Source organism: Streptomyces sp. NPDC050636, from assembly GCF_040654775.1.
Lineage (GTDB): Bacteria > Actinomycetota > Actinomycetes > Streptomycetales > Streptomycetaceae > Streptomyces.
Genome location: NZ_JBFAIP010000123.1, coordinates 1 through 16,746, shown reverse-complemented (window position 1 = coordinate 16,746; position 16,746 = coordinate 1). Strand labels below are relative to the sequence as shown.

The 16,746-nt window shown below is 70.3% G+C and carries 16 protein-coding genes; 3 read left to right on the top strand and 13 right to left on the bottom strand.

All coding sequences use genetic code 11. From position 1 onward, the window contains the following. Window positions 1–58: 58 nt before the first annotated feature. Both AB0I10_RS36775 and AB0I10_RS36770 read right to left on the bottom strand, forming a co-directional pair. Entirely contained in the window at window positions 59–559 is a 501-nt protein-coding gene (locus tag AB0I10_RS36775) for a hypothetical protein (RefSeq protein WP_363157097.1), read from the bottom strand. 113 nt (window positions 560–672) lie between these two features. Next, complete coding sequence (locus tag AB0I10_RS36770) at window positions 673–1,068, bottom strand: ACT domain-containing protein (protein WP_363157096.1); 396 nt, start codon at window positions 1,066–1,068, stop codon at window positions 673–675. Window positions 1,069–1,296: 228 nt separating this feature from the next. Here AB0I10_RS36770 and AB0I10_RS36765 point away from each other — a divergent pair, with 228 nt between their 5' ends. Next, a complete protein-coding gene (locus AB0I10_RS36765) occupies window positions 1,297–2,064 on the top strand; it encodes a leucine-rich repeat domain-containing protein (protein WP_363157095.1) in 768 nt (255 codons plus the stop codon). A 24-nt stretch (window positions 2,065–2,088) separates the two neighbouring features. On the opposite strand, the gene AB0I10_RS36760 is transcribed toward AB0I10_RS36765, so the two are convergent. From AB0I10_RS36760 to AB0I10_RS36740, 5 genes are all read right to left on the bottom strand, one after another. Then, a complete protein-coding gene (locus AB0I10_RS36760) occupies window positions 2,089–2,328 on the bottom strand; it encodes a DUF397 domain-containing protein (protein ID WP_363157094.1) in 240 nt (79 codons plus the stop codon). Window positions 2,329–2,433: 105 nt separating this feature from the next. Further along, window positions 2,434–3,624, bottom strand: a complete 1,191-nt coding sequence (locus AB0I10_RS36755; RefSeq protein WP_363157093.1) for a thiolase domain-containing protein — start codon at window positions 3,622–3,624, stop codon at window positions 2,434–2,436. Next, window positions 3,621–4,700: a thiolase domain-containing protein gene (locus AB0I10_RS36750; RefSeq protein WP_363157092.1), complete on the bottom strand. Its 1,080-nt coding sequence runs from the start codon at window positions 4,698–4,700 to the stop codon at window positions 3,621–3,623. Before AB0I10_RS36750 ends, AB0I10_RS36755 begins: the two co-directional genes overlap by 4 nt. Next, window positions 4,700–5,656 carry an OB-fold domain-containing protein gene (locus tag AB0I10_RS36745; protein WP_363157091.1) on the bottom strand — a complete coding sequence of 319 codons (957 nt, stop codon included), beginning with the start codon at window positions 5,654–5,656 and terminating at the stop codon, window positions 4,700–4,702. Before AB0I10_RS36745 ends, AB0I10_RS36750 begins: the two co-directional genes overlap by 1 nt. Window positions 5,657–5,689: 33 nt before the next feature. Further along, window positions 5,690–6,466, bottom strand: a complete 777-nt coding sequence (locus AB0I10_RS36740; protein WP_363157090.1) for a crotonase/enoyl-CoA hydratase family protein — start codon at window positions 6,464–6,466, stop codon at window positions 5,690–5,692. Window positions 6,467–6,774: 308 nt separating this feature from the next. Here AB0I10_RS36740 and AB0I10_RS36735 point away from each other — a divergent pair, with 308 nt between their 5' ends. Beyond that, on the top strand, window positions 6,775–8,403 hold the full coding sequence (locus tag AB0I10_RS36735; RefSeq protein ID WP_363157089.1) for an acyl-CoA synthetase: 1,629 nt from the start codon (window positions 6,775–6,777) through the stop codon (window positions 8,401–8,403). 30 nt (window positions 8,404–8,433) lie between these two features. On the opposite strand, the gene AB0I10_RS36730 is transcribed toward AB0I10_RS36735, so the two are convergent. Further along, window positions 8,434–9,084, bottom strand: a complete 651-nt coding sequence (locus tag AB0I10_RS36730; protein WP_363157088.1) for a chorismate mutase — start codon at window positions 9,082–9,084, stop codon at window positions 8,434–8,436. 305 nt (window positions 9,085–9,389) lie between these two features. Between AB0I10_RS36730 and paaK the strand changes: the two genes are divergently transcribed. Further along, complete coding sequence (gene paaK / locus AB0I10_RS36725; protein WP_363157087.1) at window positions 9,390–10,718, top strand: phenylacetate--CoA ligase PaaK; 1,329 nt, start codon at window positions 9,390–9,392, stop codon at window positions 10,716–10,718. A gap of 78 nt (window positions 10,719–10,796) precedes the next feature. On the opposite strand, the gene AB0I10_RS36720 is transcribed toward paaK, so the two are convergent. From AB0I10_RS36720 to AB0I10_RS36700, 5 genes are all read right to left on the bottom strand, one after another. Continuing rightward, entirely contained in the window at window positions 10,797–11,597 is an 801-nt protein-coding gene (locus tag AB0I10_RS36720) for a VOC family protein (RefSeq protein ID WP_363157086.1), read from the bottom strand. Between the two features lie 218 nt (window positions 11,598–11,815). Continuing rightward, complete coding sequence (locus AB0I10_RS36715) at window positions 11,816–13,468, bottom strand: acyl-CoA synthetase (protein WP_363157085.1); 1,653 nt, start codon at window positions 13,466–13,468, stop codon at window positions 11,816–11,818. Window positions 13,469–13,569: 101 nt separating this feature from the next. Then, window positions 13,570–15,120, bottom strand: coding sequence for an acyl-CoA synthetase (locus AB0I10_RS36710; RefSeq protein WP_363157084.1), 1,551 nt, complete (start codon window positions 15,118–15,120; stop codon window positions 13,570–13,572). Window positions 15,121–15,129: 9 nt separating this feature from the next. Continuing rightward, window positions 15,130–16,233: a nitronate monooxygenase family protein gene (locus AB0I10_RS36705; RefSeq protein WP_363157083.1), complete on the bottom strand. Its 1,104-nt coding sequence runs from the start codon at window positions 16,231–16,233 to the stop codon at window positions 15,130–15,132. Between the two features lie 222 nt (window positions 16,234–16,455). Then, on the bottom strand, window positions 16,456–16,746 hold a 291-nt coding region (locus AB0I10_RS36700; protein ID WP_363157082.1), incomplete at its 5' end, for an ATP-binding protein.

The following is a 16,746-nucleotide window of genomic DNA, read 5'->3' as shown; positions in this document are numbered from 1 at the left end:
GGACGGTCCTGCCGTCCACCGGGCGCGACGGCTGTCCGCTCCGGGCTCCGCGGTCCGCTCAACCCTGCTGGAAGAGCTCCGCGGGCAGCGGCTTGAGGAGGGCGTAGAGATCGTCGGTGATCGGCCGGTCCCAGCTGGCGATGGTGACCAGCACACCGTCGCTGCGGTCGAACTGGGCGCAGGAGATACGGCTCTCGGAACACTTGATGCGCTTGACGATCAGCAGGTTGTCCTCGTGCATCACCGGGGTGTCCTCGCTCTCGACGACCACCACCGGCTCGTCGTTGCCGAGCGCCGCGAGGAGCTGCGCCACCTCGAAGGGCACCTGGCCCTCGTCGAGCTCCCGGGCCGGAGAGCCCTCCGGCAGATTGCCGATGATCATCGCGGGGCCGCGGCCGCCGAACAGGTCGTAGCGGAGGAAGACGCCCTGGCAGCTGCCGTCGGGCGCGGGCAGCAGCCCCGCTCCGAGGTTGCCAGGCCAGTCACCGGGGTCCATGGCGAGGACGTCGAAGTCAGGCCCGGCGGGCGTGGCTGCGCTGCGGCGGCGGAGAAAGGACATGCCGCCATCGTACGTGGCCCGGCCGGCCTGGCGGCGCGGACGTCGGCGCGAGCGGCGGGCGCGGCGCGGCAGTGGGACGGGCGGGGCGGGTGCCGGCCCTCCGCACCCGCTGATCAGCTGCCGGCGGCCAGCGCGGACAGTCGGCGGAGCGCTTCGCCGGCCGCGTCGTACGGCACGAAAAGGTGGTCGTGGTGGTAGCCGGCGACGACATTGCAGCTGAGCCCCGCGGCGGCGAGCTCGGTGGCAACGGCGGCGGTCAGTCCGACGGCGTCCAGCGCGGAATGCACCCGCAGTGTGATCCAGCCGGCCACATAGTCGTACGGCAGGCCCGCCCGGTCGGCGTCTTCCTTGCGGACCACGAGCGTGCGGCCCTCCTGCTCGGCGACGGTGACCACGGGCGTCAGTCCCTCGGGGACGGCACCGGGCACGGTCGTGAACACATAGCGTCCCTCGTTGAGCTCGGGCCGCATACCGCTCAGCAGCGCCCGCAGATCTCTCTCACCCGTCATGATCGCCACTCTAGGGCGCACCGCGGCGCGCTCCCCGGCGCCGCTCGTGGTGACGGGCCGCCCCCGGAGGTGACAGCCCTTAGATCCGCTGCGGGCCGTGTTGCGGCCATCGGCGTGATGCTAGCGTCGCTCGACATCCGTTGACCCGAGGGGCGAAGTGACCGGCATACGTCAACTGCTGCGCGATCTACCGGTCTTCGGCGGCGATGGTTGGACGAAGGGCCTGCTGTGGCAGTGAAAACGGGCCACGCGGCCCCCCACACCGCTCCGCACACCGCTCCCCGGACGCTCAACCTCTGGAAGGCGGGGCTGAGTTCGTTCCCGGAGGAGGCGCGGCGACGGCAGGACTGGGAGGTCCTGATCCTCGCCGACAACAACCTGACCGAGCTACCGGCCACGCTCGGCCGCCTCCGCTCGCTCCACACCCTCGACCTCGGCCACAACGCCCTGACCCAGGTGCCGGACGGGATCGGCGACCTGACCGGGCTGACGCGCTATCTCTATCTCCACGACAACCGGCTCACCGCCCTGCCGGACACGCTCGGCAAGTTGGACCGGCTCGGCTATCTCAACGTCGGCGAGAATCCGCTCGGCCGCCTGCCGGAGGCGCTCGGCGAGATGGCCGGGCTGGTCGAACTGCGGGCACAGGATGCGGAGTTGAGGGAACTGCCCGCGTCAGTGGGGCAGCTCGGCCGACTGCGTGAGCTGTGGCTGCGCGGCAATCGGCTGACGGACCTCCCTGCGAGCGCGGGGGCGCTGCACGAGCTGCGTGTACTGGAACTACGCGACAACTCCCTGCCCGGCGTCCCCGAGGCGCTTCGCGCACTGCCGCTCGTGTGCCGCATCGATCTACGCGGCAATCAGATCACCGAACTGCCGCCGTGGATGGCGGAGTTGCCTTCGCTTGAGAAGCTGGATCTGCGCTGGAACTCGGTGGACGACTTCGCAGGGCCGGTCCAGGCGTTGCGGGAGAAGGGGTGCGTGGTGCTCACGTGACCGGAGACCCCCGCGGCGGGCCTGCTACGTGAGGTCGAATTCGCCGTCGCGCGCGCCGAGGACGAATGCGTGCCACTCCACGGGGGTGAAGATCAGCGCCGGGATCTCCGGGCTGCGGCGGTTGCGCATCGCGATATAGCCCTCGACGAAGGCGATCTGGACGTCGCCCACCCCCTGGCTGCTCGACTGCCACTCGGCGTGTGTCAGGTCGAGCTCGGGCCTGGTCCCGCCCGCGAGCCGCTGCTCGGTGATGCTTTCGGCCACGTCCCCGCTCCTCCTGGTCGGTCGTCGGCGGCCAGCCTAACCACTGCGTCCGGGGACCGACAGGGCGCCGCCCGTTGATCACCCGGAGGGGTACCTCCCCCACGCCTAATGGGCGCGGGAGGTGCCCCCGATGCCTGCCGGGGGTTCGGCGCCCACCAGCCACATCGCGAAGAACTGGGAGCCGCCTCCGTACGCATGCCCCAAGGCCCGGCGGGCACCGTCCACTTGATGGGCGCCGGCCTGGCCGCGCACCTGGAGGGCGGCCTCGGCGAAGCGGATCATCCCGGAGGCGCCGATGGGGTTGGTGGAGAGCACGCCGCCGGAGGGGTTGACCGGGAGGTCGCCGTCCATCTCGGTGACGCCGGACTCGGTGAGTTTCCAGCCCTCGCCCTCCGCGGCGAAGCCCAGGTTCTCCAGCCACATCGGCTCGTACCAGGAGAACGGGACGTAGATCTCCAGCACGTCGATCTCGCGGCGCGGGTCGGTCATACCGGCCTGCCGGTAGACGTCGGCGGCGCAGTCCTTCCCGGCCTGCGGCGAGACGAAGTCCTTGCCGGCGAAGAGGGTGGGTTCGCTGCGCATCGCGCCGCCGTGCACCCAGGCGGGCGGGCGGGGCGAGCGCGCGGCCCCGGTCCGGTCGGTGAGGATCATCGCGCAGGCGCCGTCGGAGGACGGGCAAGTCTCGGAGTAGCGGATCGGGTCCCAGAGCATCGGCGAGGCCTGGACCTTTTCCAGGGTGATACCGGTTTCGTGGAGGTGCGCATACGGGTTCTTGAGGGCATTGCGCCGGTCCTTGTACGCGACGAGGGCGCCGACGGTGTCCGGGGCGCCGGTGCGTCGCATATACGCGCGGACGTGCGGGGCGAAGAAGCCGCCGGCGCCGGCCAGCAGCGGCTGCTGGAAGGGGACGGGGAGGGAGAGGCCCCACATGGCGTTGGACTCGGACTGCTTCTCGAAGGCGAGGGTGAGGACCGTGCCGTGGACCCGGGCGGCGATGAGGTTGGCGGCGACCAGGGCGGTGGAGCCGCCGACCGATCCGGCGGTGTGCACCCGCAGCATGGGTTTGCCGACGGCGCCCAGCGCGTCGGCGAGATACAGCTCCGGCATCATCAGGCCCTCGAAGAAGTCGGGGGCCTTGCCGATCACTACGGCGTCGATGTCCGACCAGCTCAACTCGGCGTCTTCCAGGGCGCGTTGTGCGGCCTCGCGGACGAGTCCCGCGATCGAGACATCGTGGCGGGCGGCGACGTGCCTGGTCTGGCCGATGCCGACCACGGCCACGGGCTCCTTGTTCACTGGGGCTCTCCTTCCAGGACGGCGACCAGGTTCTGCTGGAGGCACGGGCCCGACGTGGCGTGTGCGAGGGCACGGCGGGACTCGCCGCGCTGGATACGGGTGGCCGCCTCGCCGATCCGGATCAGTCCCGCGGCCATGACGGGGTTGGCGGCGAGCGCCCCGCCCGAGGGATTGACGGTGACCTCGTCCCCGAGCCGCAGGGCCCGCCGCAGCACGATCTCCTGGGAGCTGAAGGGCGCATGGAGTTCGGCGGTGTCGACCGTGGGGGTACCTCCCCTGCCCTTGAGGCCATGGGGGGCGTCGAAGGCGCCCGCCTTCTCGGCGGCCAGCCGGGTGGACGGCGAGTCGGTGAGGTCGCGTACGCCCAGGCTGTGGGCCTCGATGCGATGGTCCAGGCCGCGGATCCAGGCGGGCCGGTCGCAGAGCGTGCGGGCGCTGTCCCCGGCGGCGAGGATCACCGCTGCCGCACCATCGCTCACGGGCGGGCAGTCGCCGCGGCGCAGCGGCTGCACAACGTAATCCCCCATCGGCGTACGGCCTTTGAGCTGAGCGTGCGGGTTGGCGGCGGCATCCGTACGGCTGCGGGCCGCGACCCCGGCCAGCGCCCGCTCGTCGGCGGCCCCCGCATCGATCAGTGCCTGCGCCTGGAGCGCGGCCAGCGAGACGGAGTCGGGCCACAGGGGCGCCACGTAGTAGGGGTCCAGCTGCCGCGTCAACACGTCGCGCAGCTCGCCCGGCGAGGATTTGCCGTACGCGTAGACGAGCGCGGTGTCGGCCTCGCCGGTGAGGATCTTGATCCAGGCCTCGTACAGCGCCCAGGCGCCGTCCATCTCGACATGCGACTCGGAGACCGGCGGCCAGGCACCCACGCCGTCCAGCGCCATCGTGAAGGAGAAGGCGCGGCCCGCGAGGTAGTCGCTGGAGCCGGAGCAGACGAAGCCGAGGTCGGCGGCCTTCAGTCCGGTGCGGTCCAGCACCTCGTGGAGGACCGGCATCAGCATCTCCACCTCCGAGAGCTCATCGGAGGTCCGGGTGTGCGCGGTCTGCGCGAAGGCGACGATCGCCACGTCCCGCATCAGATCAGCTCCTTGTAGCTGTCGTAGTCCGCGTCGGGTTCGCCGGTGGGGCGGTAGTGGTCGGGGAAGCGGCCGCCGTCCGTCCAGACGGGCTCCACCCGAAGGCCCATCCGGACCTGGTCGTAGGGGATGCCGCCGATACGTGCGTGCAGGGCCAGGTCGGCGCCGTCCAGGGCGATGTGCGCGTAGACGTAGGGGACCTCGATGTCGAGATTCGCCGTATGACGAGCCTTGATGTTGACGATGCAGAAGGTGGTGACGGTGCCGCGGGGGCCGACCTCGACCTGGGTGTCGGTGGCGACGCCGCAGGTGGGGCAGGCACCGCGGGGCGGGACGTACACCTTGCGGCAGGACGGGCAGCGCTCGCCGATGGTCTTCCGCTCGGAGAGCGCCTGGATGTAGCGGGACTGGGCGCGGCCGGGCAAGTAGGTGTAGTCGAGGCGGGCGGGGGTGGTGATGCCGGTGACCGGTTCGGCGAACTCCCCGCTGTGGGCGACCAGCCCGGTACCACCCGGTATGTCCTTACAGGGTGTGAAGCAGGCGATGTCGGTGATCGCGCCGGTGCGTTCGGCGGCCCAGCGGATCCGGACCCGCATCCCGGTGTGTACGGCGTCGGGGCCGGGTGCGTCCAGGGCGTGCAGCAGCGCGGTGTCGGCGCCGTCGAGCCGGACCAGCACCCAGGCGAACGGGGTGGCGAGCGGCTGGCCGCGGCGCGGGGCCGGGTTCCATGCCCAGGTGGTGACGGTGCCGGCCGCGCCGACCTCGACCAGATCGCGGATCTCCTCGGCGGTGACCGGGTCGTATTCGGCGGGCGGTACGACCACCCGGCCGTCGCTCGCCCTGACCCCGAGGACGGTGCGCTCGCGGAGCCCGGTGAGGAAGGCACTCTGGACGGGGCCGAGCGAGCGGGTGAAGGGGAATTCCACGACGAGGGGCGCCGTGAGGACCTCTGGCATACGGGACTCCTTGGGCTCCTTGGGCTTGGGGCATCAGGCGCGCCGGTAGACGGGCGGGCGCTTCTCCGCGAAGGCCCGGGAGCCCTCCTTGGCGTCGGCGGTGTCGAAGATCGGCCAGCCGCGGGCGAGTTCGGCCTTGAGCCCGTCGGCCTCGGTCATCTCGGCGGTCTCGTAGACGGACGCCTTGACGGCTTCGACGGCGAGCGGGCCGCAGGCGTTGATCCGCTCGGCGATCTCCAGGGCCTTTTCGCGTGCGGTGCCGTCGGGGACGACATGGCCGATCAGGCCGATCCGTTCGGCCTCGCGCGCCGGGTAGGGGCGTCCCGTGAGCAGCATTTCCAGGGCGTGGGTGTGGGGGATCTGGCGGGCGAGGCGGACGGTGGAGCCGCCGATGGGGAACAGGCCGCGCTTCACCTCGAAGAGCCCGAAGGTCGCGCTCTCGCCGGCCACGCGGATATCGGTGCCCTGGAGGATCTCCGTACCGCCGGCGACGCAGTGGCCCTCAACGGCGGCGATCACCGGTTTGCGCGGGCGGTGGTGCCGCAGCATCGCCTTCCAGTGCAGGTCGGGGTCGTCGCGCAGCCGGTCGCGGTAGTGCTGGCCGGCCATTCCATCGCCCGCCAGGGCCTTGAGGTCCATCCCGGCGCAGAAGGCGCCGCCCGCGCCGGTCAGGACGACCGAGCGGATCGCGTCGTCCTCGTCGGCGGCCACCCAGCCGTCGTACAGGCCCACCAGCATCGGCAGCGAGAGCGCGTTCTTCGCCTGCGGCCGGTTGAGGGTGAGCACCAGGGTCGCACCGACGCGCTCCACGGTGAGATGTTCCGTGCCGACGACGCGCGCGCCGGCTGCTTCGGCCCCCTCGGTCCGCTCGGCTCCTTCAGCCGCTTCGGTCCCGTCAGCTTTTTCAATCCCGTCAGCTTTTTCAATCCCGTCAGCTTTTTCGATCCCGCCCATCAACGTCCTCCCGTCTCACGACGTAGAACAGGTTGCAGTAGCCGCACAGCGAGTTCAAGGCTTTTCTGACAGGTAGTCAGATTTCTTGGCCGCTGCCCTTCCCTGCTCCCCCCGACGGCGCTCTAATGACGGCCAAGCCGACGCCCGCCCGGTCTGGAGGAGATGTGGAGTACAACCTTGCCGACCTCTTCGAGTCGATCGTCGACACGGTCCCCGACCGCGAGGCGCTGGTGTACATCGACCATCCGGGAACCGGTGCCGAGCGGCGGCTGACGTACGCGGAGCTGGACCGCGCCGCCAACCGCCTGGCCCACCACCTGAGCGACCGCGGCATCGGCCCCGGCCACCACGTCGGACTGCACCTCTACAACGGCATCGAATATCTCCAGGCCGTCTACGCATGCCTGAAGATCCGCGCGGTACCGGTCAACGTCAACTACCGTTACGTCGAAGAGGAGTTGGCCTACCTCTACCGGGACGCGGACCTGGTGGCGCTGGTCTTCGACGCGGAGTTCACCGAGCGGGTCGCCGCCGCCCTTCCGCAGACCACCGAGCTGCGGCACCTCATACGGGTCGGCACACCGCCCGCCGGCGCCTCCGAACCCCGCATCCCTCCCGTCCCGCTCGCGGACGCGGAGGCCGCCGGATCACCCGCGCGCGGCTTCGGCCGGCGCTCCGCCGACGACCAGATCGTCATCTACACCGGCGGCACCACCGGGATGCCCAAGGGCGTGATGTGGCGCCACGAGGACATCTTCTTCTCCGGGATGGGCGGCGGGGCACCGACCGGCGAACCGGTGAAACGGCCGCGGGAACTGGCCGAGCGGGTCGCGGCGGGCGGCGACGGCATCATCTTCTTCCCCACTCCCCCGCTGATGCACGGCACCTCCACCCTCACCGCATTCATCGCCTTCCACTTCGGCCAGAAGGTCGTCATCCATCGCAAGTACGTGCCCGAAGAGGTGCTGCGGACCATCGAGCGGGAGAAGGTCACCAGCGTGTCGCTGGTCGGCGACGCCATGCTGCGCCCGCTCGTCGACGCGCTGAGCGGGCCGCTCAGGGGCACCGACTGCTCCTCCCTCTTCAGCGTCAGCAGCTCCGGCGCGATCCTCTCGGACACGGTACGCACCCAGTTCAGCGCACTGGTCCCGAACGCCATGCTGCTGAACAACTTCGGCTCGTCGGAATCCGGCTTCAACGGCACCGCCACCGACGACTCAGGCCCGGACAAGGGCTTCCGGCTGCGCGTCAACTCCCATATGGCGGTGGTGGATCCTGCGACATACGAGCCGGTAGCGGCCGGCGAGCCCGGCCGTCTCGCGCTGCGCGGACACGTACCGCTGGGCTACTACAACGACCCGAAGAAGACCGCCGAGACGTTCTTCGAGGCGGATGGCGACCGGTGGGTGCTGCTGGGCGATATGGCGACCGTCGACGACGAGGGCGTCGTCACCGTCCTCGGCCGGGGCTCGCAGTGCATCAACTCCGGCGGCGAGAAGGTCTATCCGGAGGAGGTCGAGCAGGCGCTGAAGGCCCATCCGGATGTGTACGACGCGCTGGTGGCCGGGGTTCCGGACGAGCAGTGGGGCAACCGTGTCGCGGCCGTGGTCCAACTACGGGTCGGCAGCGGCCCCTTGGACCTGGAACGCGTACAGGCGCACTGCCGTACCCGGCTGGCCGGATACAAGATTCCACGAGCCGTCGTCTTCACCGAGCGCATCCAGCGGTCGCCCAGCGGCAAGGCGGACTACCGCTGGGCGAAGGCGGTGGTGGCGGGCGAGCGGGAGGGGTGAGAGGGCGGTACGGCGCCCGCCTGCTGGGGGTCAGCCGCAGACCGAGCGCAGCGAGCGGGTCAGTGCGACCGTGTGCAGACCGTCGAGGAACCGCTCATGGCGTACGTGAACGGCGGCCGCCGTCAGCACCGGACCGCAGGACGGCGCGGACCGGGCGTCTTCGGAGCCGGCGATGGCGCGCACCAACTCACCGTTGATGCGGTTGATTTCCTTGCGGACCTCTTGGAGATCCGGGCGCTCGACCGGCGCCTGCGAGGGGTCCGCATCCCACTTGCGGTGGAGTCCACGCTGGACGACCTTGCTCGCCTCGATCTGGTCCCGGAAGATCCGCACCGTCACCGCCGGATCGGCGCCCAGCCGCCGCGCCTGCTCCGCGACCGCGTCCAGCACCTGCTGCTCACGCACCGGATCGTCGATCGGGCCGCCGGTCCCCCACTTGGCCGCGGCGACCAGATCACCGGTCGCCAGCCGCTCGGCGGACAGGGCGGCGAGCGGCCGGAGTTGGGCGTAGGGGGAGTGCGCGGGGGCGGTGGCGATGGCGGTGGCGGTGATGCCTGCCGACGGTGCGGCGACGTCTCTGGTAGCTCCGGTGGCCCCGTTGGCTGCGTTGGCTCCGGTGAACAGGACGGTGGCGGTGGCACCGGCGATCAGCGCGCGGCGCATCGAGGTGGTCAGCTGCACAGTCAGCCTTTCTCGGACCGGGAGGTCGTACGGAGGTGAGTCGTACGGCGGTAGGTCTTACGGCGGTGAGTCGTACGCAGGTGAGCCTAGAGCCCTTAGACGGACGCCCGCTTGCCCCCTCACCCTCATCCTCACCCTCATCCTCCCCTCCCCCGACCTGCACCTTCCAGCCGTCACTCACGCGCCGGACGGTGCCCGTGGGCCGGCCGCGGCACAACCCTTGACGTGATCGCCGCGCGCTGATTACTTGGATCCGCATCCAGCTACCGAATGATCGGTAGGTATAGACGAGGCGGTGACTTCGCATGCCGGAAGCGGCTACGGGCGGCGGCGGGACGAGCGAGACGTTCGACGAAGCGGAACGGCTCTCCACGGACGCATTGCGGGAGTTGCAACTGGCCCGGCTGCGCGCCTCGTTGCACCATGCGTACGACCACGTCCCCTTCTACCGCGCATCCTTCGACCGGGCCGGGGTACGGCCCGAGGACTGCCGCTCGCTCGGCGATCTCGCCCGGTTCCCTTTCACCGCCAAGGACGACCTGCGGGCCAACTACCCCTTCGGGATGTTCGCCGTTCCCCGGGGCGAGGTGCGCCGCATTCACGCCTCCAGCGGCACCACGGGCCGTCCGACGGTCGTCGGCTACACCGAGCGTGACCTGTCGACCTGGGCGGATGTCGTCGCCCGCTCGATCCACGCGGCCGGCGGGCGTGCCGGCCACACCGTCCATATCGCCTACGGATACGGGCTGTTCACCGGCGGTCTGGGCGCGCACTACGGCGCGGAGCGGCTCGGGTGCACGGTCGTGCCGGCATCCGGCGGAATGTCCGCCCGCCAGGTGCAGATCATCCAGGACTTCCGCCCCGAGATCATCATGGTGACGCCGTCGTACATGCTCACGCTGCTGGACGAGTTCGAGCGGCAGGGTGTCGATCCTCGGAAGACCTCGCTCAAGGTGGGCATCTTCGGTGCCGAGCCGTGGACGCAGGAGATGCGCCGGGAGATCGAGGAGCGGTTCGCGATCGACGCGGTGGACATCTACGGGCTGTCGGAGGTCATGGGGCCGGGCGTCGCCCAGGAGTGTGTGGAGACCAAGGACGGGCTGCACATCTGGGAGGACCACTTCTACCCGGAGGTGGTCGACCCGATCACCGGTGAGGTGCTGCCGGACGGCGAGCACGGCGAGCTGGTCTTCACCTCGCTCACCAAGGAAGCGATGCCGGTCATCCGTTATCGCACCCGCGATCTGACCCGGCTGCTGCCCGGCACCGCGCGAGCCGCCTTCCGCCGGATGGAGAAGATCACCGGACGCAGCGACGACATGATCATTCTGCGGGGGGTCAATCTCTTCCCGGCGCAGATCGAGGAGATCGTGCTGCGTACACCGGGCGTCGCCCCGCATTTCCAGCTGCGGCTGACCCGCGAGGGCCGGATGGACCGGTTGACCGTACGCGCCGAGGCCCGGCCGGACGCGACCCCCGAGGAACGCACGGCGGCCGTCGGCCGGATCGAGCGCGCTGTCAAGGACGGTATCGGGGTGTCGGTCGCGGTCGAGATCGTCGCACCGGAGACGCTGGAGCGCTCGGTGGGCAAGATCAAGCGGATCGTCGACGCCCGGCCGCGGGACGCGTCGTAGCGGGACGCATGCCGTCGGCGCGGCCAGGCCAGGGGAGGGCAGGCCAGGGCAGGGCGTCGTCATCGAATCCGGTGCGGGTCAGGTCATCGTCGGGTCTCCCTTGATCACGGCGAACGGGGCGCCTGCGGGGTCCTTCAGCATGGCCAGGCGGCCTACGCCCGGTGCGTCGCTCGGGGGAATGAGGACCGTGGCGCCGTTCCCGGTGGCCGCGGCGAAGGTGGCGTCGCAGTCGGTCACGCCGAAGTACGGGTGCCACTCCGATGTCGAACCGGCCTCCAGGTTCTCCTTCGGCAGCTGCATGATGCCGCCCTGGCCCGTGTCGTCCCCCTGCCCGCCCCCGGGAGAGGAGACGATGGAGTAGACCATGTCGCCGCCCATCGGCATGTCCTGGTAGGTCCAGGAGAAGACCGATCGGTAGAAGTCCTTCGCGGCGGCCGCGTCGGTGGTGTAGAGCTCCGTCCAACAGAGCGCGTTCGGTTCCATGACCGTCTCCAGGCCCCTGACGTCGCCCGGCTGCCAAACGGCGAACTCGGCGCCCGCCGGGTCGGTGAACTGGGCCAGCCGGCCGGCGGTGAAGACATCCATCGGCGGGACGCGGACCGAGCCGCCGGCCTGCTCCACGGACTTGAGGACGGCGTCCGCGTCGGGGGTCTGGAAGTACGCCGTCCAGGCCGGGCTCGCGCCCTCCCCCGTGCATGGGCCCACGGCGCCGATGGTCTTGCCGTCGAGCTGGAAGAAGCCGTAGCCGCCGGCTTCCGGACCGGCCGACTGGAAGGTCCAGCCGAACACGGCGGAGTAGAAGTCGACGGCGGCGTCGACGTCCGGGGCCCCGAGGTCGAGCCAGTTCGGTGTTCCCGGGACGTAATTGGTCGTCAGCATGGGTGGTCCTCCGGTGTGCTGGGCTGGGGCTGGCTGGTGGGCTAGTGGGTTGGTGGGCTGGTGCTGGACGTTGTCGTGAGCCGGCTTTCGTGTGGAGGCATTCGAATGGAGGCATTCGTACGGCGGCATTCGCGTGTTTCTCCTGCCGTTTTTCAGCATGGCAGGGGGCACTGACAGTCACCCTTCGCGAAGCGCCCGAGCCGGATCACTGAGCCGGCTCAGGATGCCCCGAACCGGTCCCGCAACTCACGCTTGAGGACCTTGCCGCTGGCGTTGCGCGGCAGCGCGTCCACGAACATCACCCGCTTGGGCGCCTTGAACGACGCGAGTCGGGCGCGGGCGATGTCGATCAGCTCCTGTTCCCCGACCTGCCCCGTCCGGTCGGCACCGTCCCCGTCGCCCTCCCCAGCCTCCCCATCCCCATCCCCATTTCCATCCCCGTGCCCGTCCCCGTGCCCGTCGACGTCCGTACGCCGTACGACCACTGCGGTCACCGCCTCGATCCAGCGCTCGTCCGGCAGCCCGATGACCGCGACCTCCGCCACCTGCGGATGCTCGTACAGCACGTCCTCCACCTGGCGCGAGGCGACCAGTACACCGCCGGAGTTGATGACGTCCTTGAGCCGGTCGACCACCGTGAAATAGCCCTCCGCATCACGGACGGCGAGGTCCCCGGAGTGGAACCAGCCGTCCCGGAACGCCTCGGCGGTCTCCTCCGGCTTGCCCCAATAGCCACTGCACAGCTGCGGCGAGCGGTACACGACCTCCCCGCGTTCGCCGTCCGGCACCTCTTCGCCCGCCTCGTCCACCACCCGGGCCTCCACGAACAGCACCGGGCGCCCGCAGGAGTCCATCCGGCCTGCGTGTTCGTCCGGTCCGAGCACCGTGGCCAGCGGCCCGATCTCGCTCTGCCCGAAGCAGTTGTAGAAGGCGAGTCCGGGCAGCCTGGCCTTCAGCCGTTCCAGGACCGGGACCGGCATGATCGAGGCGCCGTAGTACGCCTTGCGCAGGCCGCTCAGCTCCCGGGCGGCGAAGTCCGGGTGGTTCGACAGCGCGATCCACACGGTCGGCGGCGCGAACAGGCTGTCGGCCCGGCCGGCTTCCACCAGCTCGAAGATCCGGGCCGGGTCGGGCCCGTCCAGGATGGTGTTCTCCGCACCCACCATCAGGTAGGGCAGCAGAAAGACATGCATCTGCGCGGAGTGGTAGAGGGGCAGCGAGTGCAGCGGACGGTCGGTTTCCCTGAGGTCCAGGGCGACGACGGCGCTGGTGTATTCGTGGATCAGCGCATGGTGCGTCATCATCGCGCCCTTGGGGAGGGCGGTGGTCCCCGAGGTGTAGAGGAGCTGGGCGAGCGAGCCGTCGCCCGCCTCCTCCGCCCGGTCGTCGCCCGCCTCCTCCGCTCGGCCGGAGTCGGTGAGCGCTTCGGGGATTTCGGCTACGTCGGGCGCTTCGGCCAACCGCTCCAACAGGCCGTCGGGGGCGTCGCGGAGTGGCAGGCTGCGGACGGAGTCCGGCAGTCGGTGTGCGAGTGCGGGATCGGTGAGCACCAGCGTGCTGCCCGACTGTTCCACGATGTAGCGCAGATCTTCTCCGGTGAGGCTGTGGTTGACCGGCACATGCACCAGTCCGGCGCGGGCGCAGGCCAGAAAGCCGATCAGATACGCGTCGGAGTTATGGCCGTAGGCCGCGACCCGGTCGCCGGCCCGAAGGCCGTCCGCCAGCAGCAGCCGGGCCACGGCGGTCACCGCGTCGTCCAGCTCGCGGTAGGTCCAGGCCCGTTCCCTGTATCGCACCGCCGTCCGCCCGGGTACGCGGCGCGCGCTGCGCCGCAGGACTCCGTCGACCGTGTTGCTCTGCGCTCGCGTCATGGCGCGATCCTCGGCGGCGCCCTTATCGGGGTCAAGGCACCCGGCCGGAGTCGGGGTGCCCTCACCCGTACCGCTACACCGCTACACCGCTACTGCTGCCGCTACACCGCCCGTTCCCGGCCCTCCCAGTACGGGTCGCGCAGCCGCCTCTTGTAGAGCTTGCCGTTGGGGTCGCGTGGCATGGACTCGATGAAGTCGACGGAACGGGGGCACTTGTAGCGTGCCAGTTGCCGCTCACAGTGCGCGAGGATCTCGTCTGCGAGCTCGGGCCCCGCCGTGTGTCCCTCGGCGGGTTCGATGACGGCCTTGACCTGTTCGCCCCAGTCGTCGTGCGGGATGCCGAAGGCGGCCGCGTCGGCGACGGCGGGGTGGGTGAGGAGGGCGGACTCGATCTCGGCGGGGTAGATGTTGACCCCGCCGGAGATGATCATGTCGATCTTGCGGTCGCGGAGGAAGAGATAGCCGTCCTCGTCGAGATAGCCGAGGTCGCCGACGGTGAAGAAGTCGCCGATGCGGTTCTTCCGGGTCTTCCCTTCATCCTTGTGGTAGGCGAAGCCGCCGGTGGTCATCTTCATGTAGACGGTGCCGAGTTCGCCGGCGGGCAGCCGCTTGCCGTCGTCGTCGAAGATGGCGAGTTCGCTGATGGGCCAGGGTTTGCCGACCGTGCCGGGCTTCTTGAGCCAGTCCTCGGCGGTGGCGAAAGCGCCACCGCCCTCACTCGCCGCGTAGTACTCCTCGACGCAGCCGCCCCACCAGTCGATCATCGCGCGTTTGACGTGGTCGGGGCAGGGCGCGGCGCCATGGATGGCGTGCCGCATCGAGGTCACGTCGTATGCCGAGCGGGTGTGTTCGGGGAGCGCGAGGAGACGGTGGAACTGGGTGGGGACCATGTGGGTGTGGGTGCAGCGGTGTTCGTCGATGAGGGCCAGCATGCTCTCGGGAGTCCACTTGTCCATCAGGACGAGGCGGTGCCCGATGTGCAGCGAGGCACCGGCGAATTGCAGTACGGCGGTGTGGTAGAGCGGCGAGCAGACCAGGTGGACGTTGTCGTCGAAGGGCTGGATGCCGAAGATGGCGAGGAAGCCGCCGAGGTAGGTCTCCTCGGGGGGTTTGCCGGGCAGTGGGCGGCGGATGCCGCGTGGGCGCCCGGTGGTGCCCGAGGTGTAGTTCATGACCCAGCCGAGGGTGCGGTCGGCGGGTGCGGACTCCGGTTGTCCGTCGAGGAGTTGGCTGTAGGCGCGGAAGCCTTCGGCCTTGCCGACGGCGTAGCGGTGGGTGGCCGGGAGTTTCGCCTCGTCGGCGGCGTGCCGGGCGGTATCCCCGTACCGCTCATGGGCGATCAGGACCTTCGCTCCGGAGTCGGCGACGATCCAGGCGATCTCCGGGCCGACCAGGTGGTGGTTGACGGGGACGAGGTAGAAGCCGGCCTGGGAGGCGGCGAGGTAGGCGGTGATGAACTCGATGCCGTTGGGGAGGACGGCGGCGAAGGCGTCGCCGCGCTCCAGGCCCGCCGCGCGCAGCCCGTGGACCAGTTGGTTGGTCGCGGCGTGCAGCCGCCCGGCGGTCCATTGCTCGCCGTCCGGGGCGATCAGGACCGGACGGTCGGGGTCGGCGGCGGCCTGGGCCCAGAAGCCGTTGGGGGTGTCGGACATGGGGTCTCCTCAGGCGCGTCCGGCGATGCGGTTGATGCGGTCGATGGCCCGCTCGAAGCCGCGGGTGAGGTCGTCGAAGACGGTCTGAACGCTCCGTTCGCTGTTCATCCGGCCGACGATCTGGCCGACCGGGGTACCGAGCAGCGGCTCGGTCTCATGCCGCTGGATACGGGAGTTGGCCTCGGCGACCAGCAGTCCCTGGAGCGGCATGGGGAGGGTTCCGGGGCCGTTCGGGTCGTCCCAGGCGTCGGTCCATTCGGTGCGCAGCTGGCGGGCGGGTTTGCCGGTCAGGGCGCGGGAGCGAACGGTGTCGCCGGGGCCGGCGGCGAGCAGTTTCGCGGTCAGCCGGCGGGAGTGCAGCTCGGCCTCCTCGGTGGTCAGCCAGATCGAGCCGAGCCAGACGCCCTGTGCGCCGAGGGCGAGTCCGGCGGCGATCTGTTCTCCGGTGCCGATGCCGCCCGCGGCGAGTACCGGCAGCGGGTCGACGGCCGCCACGACTTCCGGGGTGAGGACCATGGTGGCGATCTCGCCGGTGTGTCCGCCGGCCTCGTAGCCCTGGGCGACGACGATATCGATGCCGGCGGCCTTGTGGTGCAGGGCGTGGCGGGGGCTGCCGGCCAGTGCGGCGACGAGGATGTGGTGGTCGTGGGCACGCTGGACGATGTCCGGGGGCGGCGATCCGAGGGCGTTGGCGAGCAGTTTGATCGGGTAGTCGAAGGCCACGTCGAGTTGGCTGCGCGCCACTTGTTCCATCCAGCCGGTGATCCGCCAGCCGGATGCCTCGCCCTCGGCGAGCTGCGGCACGTCGTATTTGGCGAGGAGTTCCGCGACGAACCGGCGGTGGCTCTCGGGGATCATCGCCTCGACGTCGGCCTCGGTGACGCCTTCCACCTTCTTGGCGGGCATCACCACATCGAGGCCGTAGGGCAGCCCCTCGGTGTGGTCCTGCATCCAGTCGAGGTCTCGGGCCAGTTCGTCGGGCGCGGTGTAGCGGACCGCGCCGAGCACCCCGAAGCCGCCGGCCCGGGTGATCGCCGCGGCGACCGCGGGGAAGGGTGTGAACCCGAAGACGGCGTGCTCGACTCCCAGCGTGTTGCTCAGCTCCGTCTGCATGGGCGCAGGATGCCGCAGCGCGCCGTCCGAGGGAAGAGATTTTCTGATGCTGCGTCAGTTAATGGTCAGTCAGCCGCCAGTTGGCCGTCAGACAGGCGTCGAACAGGCGTCGGGCAGGCCGCCACGAGGCGCACGGCTCGTCGGGCGGCCGTACCGGTGCCCTCGATCTGCCGGGGTAGACCTGGTCCCGGAGGCGCCCTCCGGATCCAGGCCTCAGAATCACTACTGTGGCATCGAAACCCTGATGACGAGCCCGCCGCCTTCTCGTGGCTCGGCGGTGATGGTGCCGTCGTGCGCGCGCACCACCGAGCGCACGATGGACAGACCGAGGCCGACGCCCTTGTCGCTACCGGTGCGCTCGGTGCGCAGCCGCCGGAAGGGCTCGAAGAGGTTCTCGACCTCGTAGGCAGGGACCACGGGGCCGGGATTGGTGACCACCAGGACCGCGCAGCCCGGCTGCGGCTCGGTGGCGACCTCGACCCAGCCCTCCTTCGGGATGTTGTAGCGCACCGC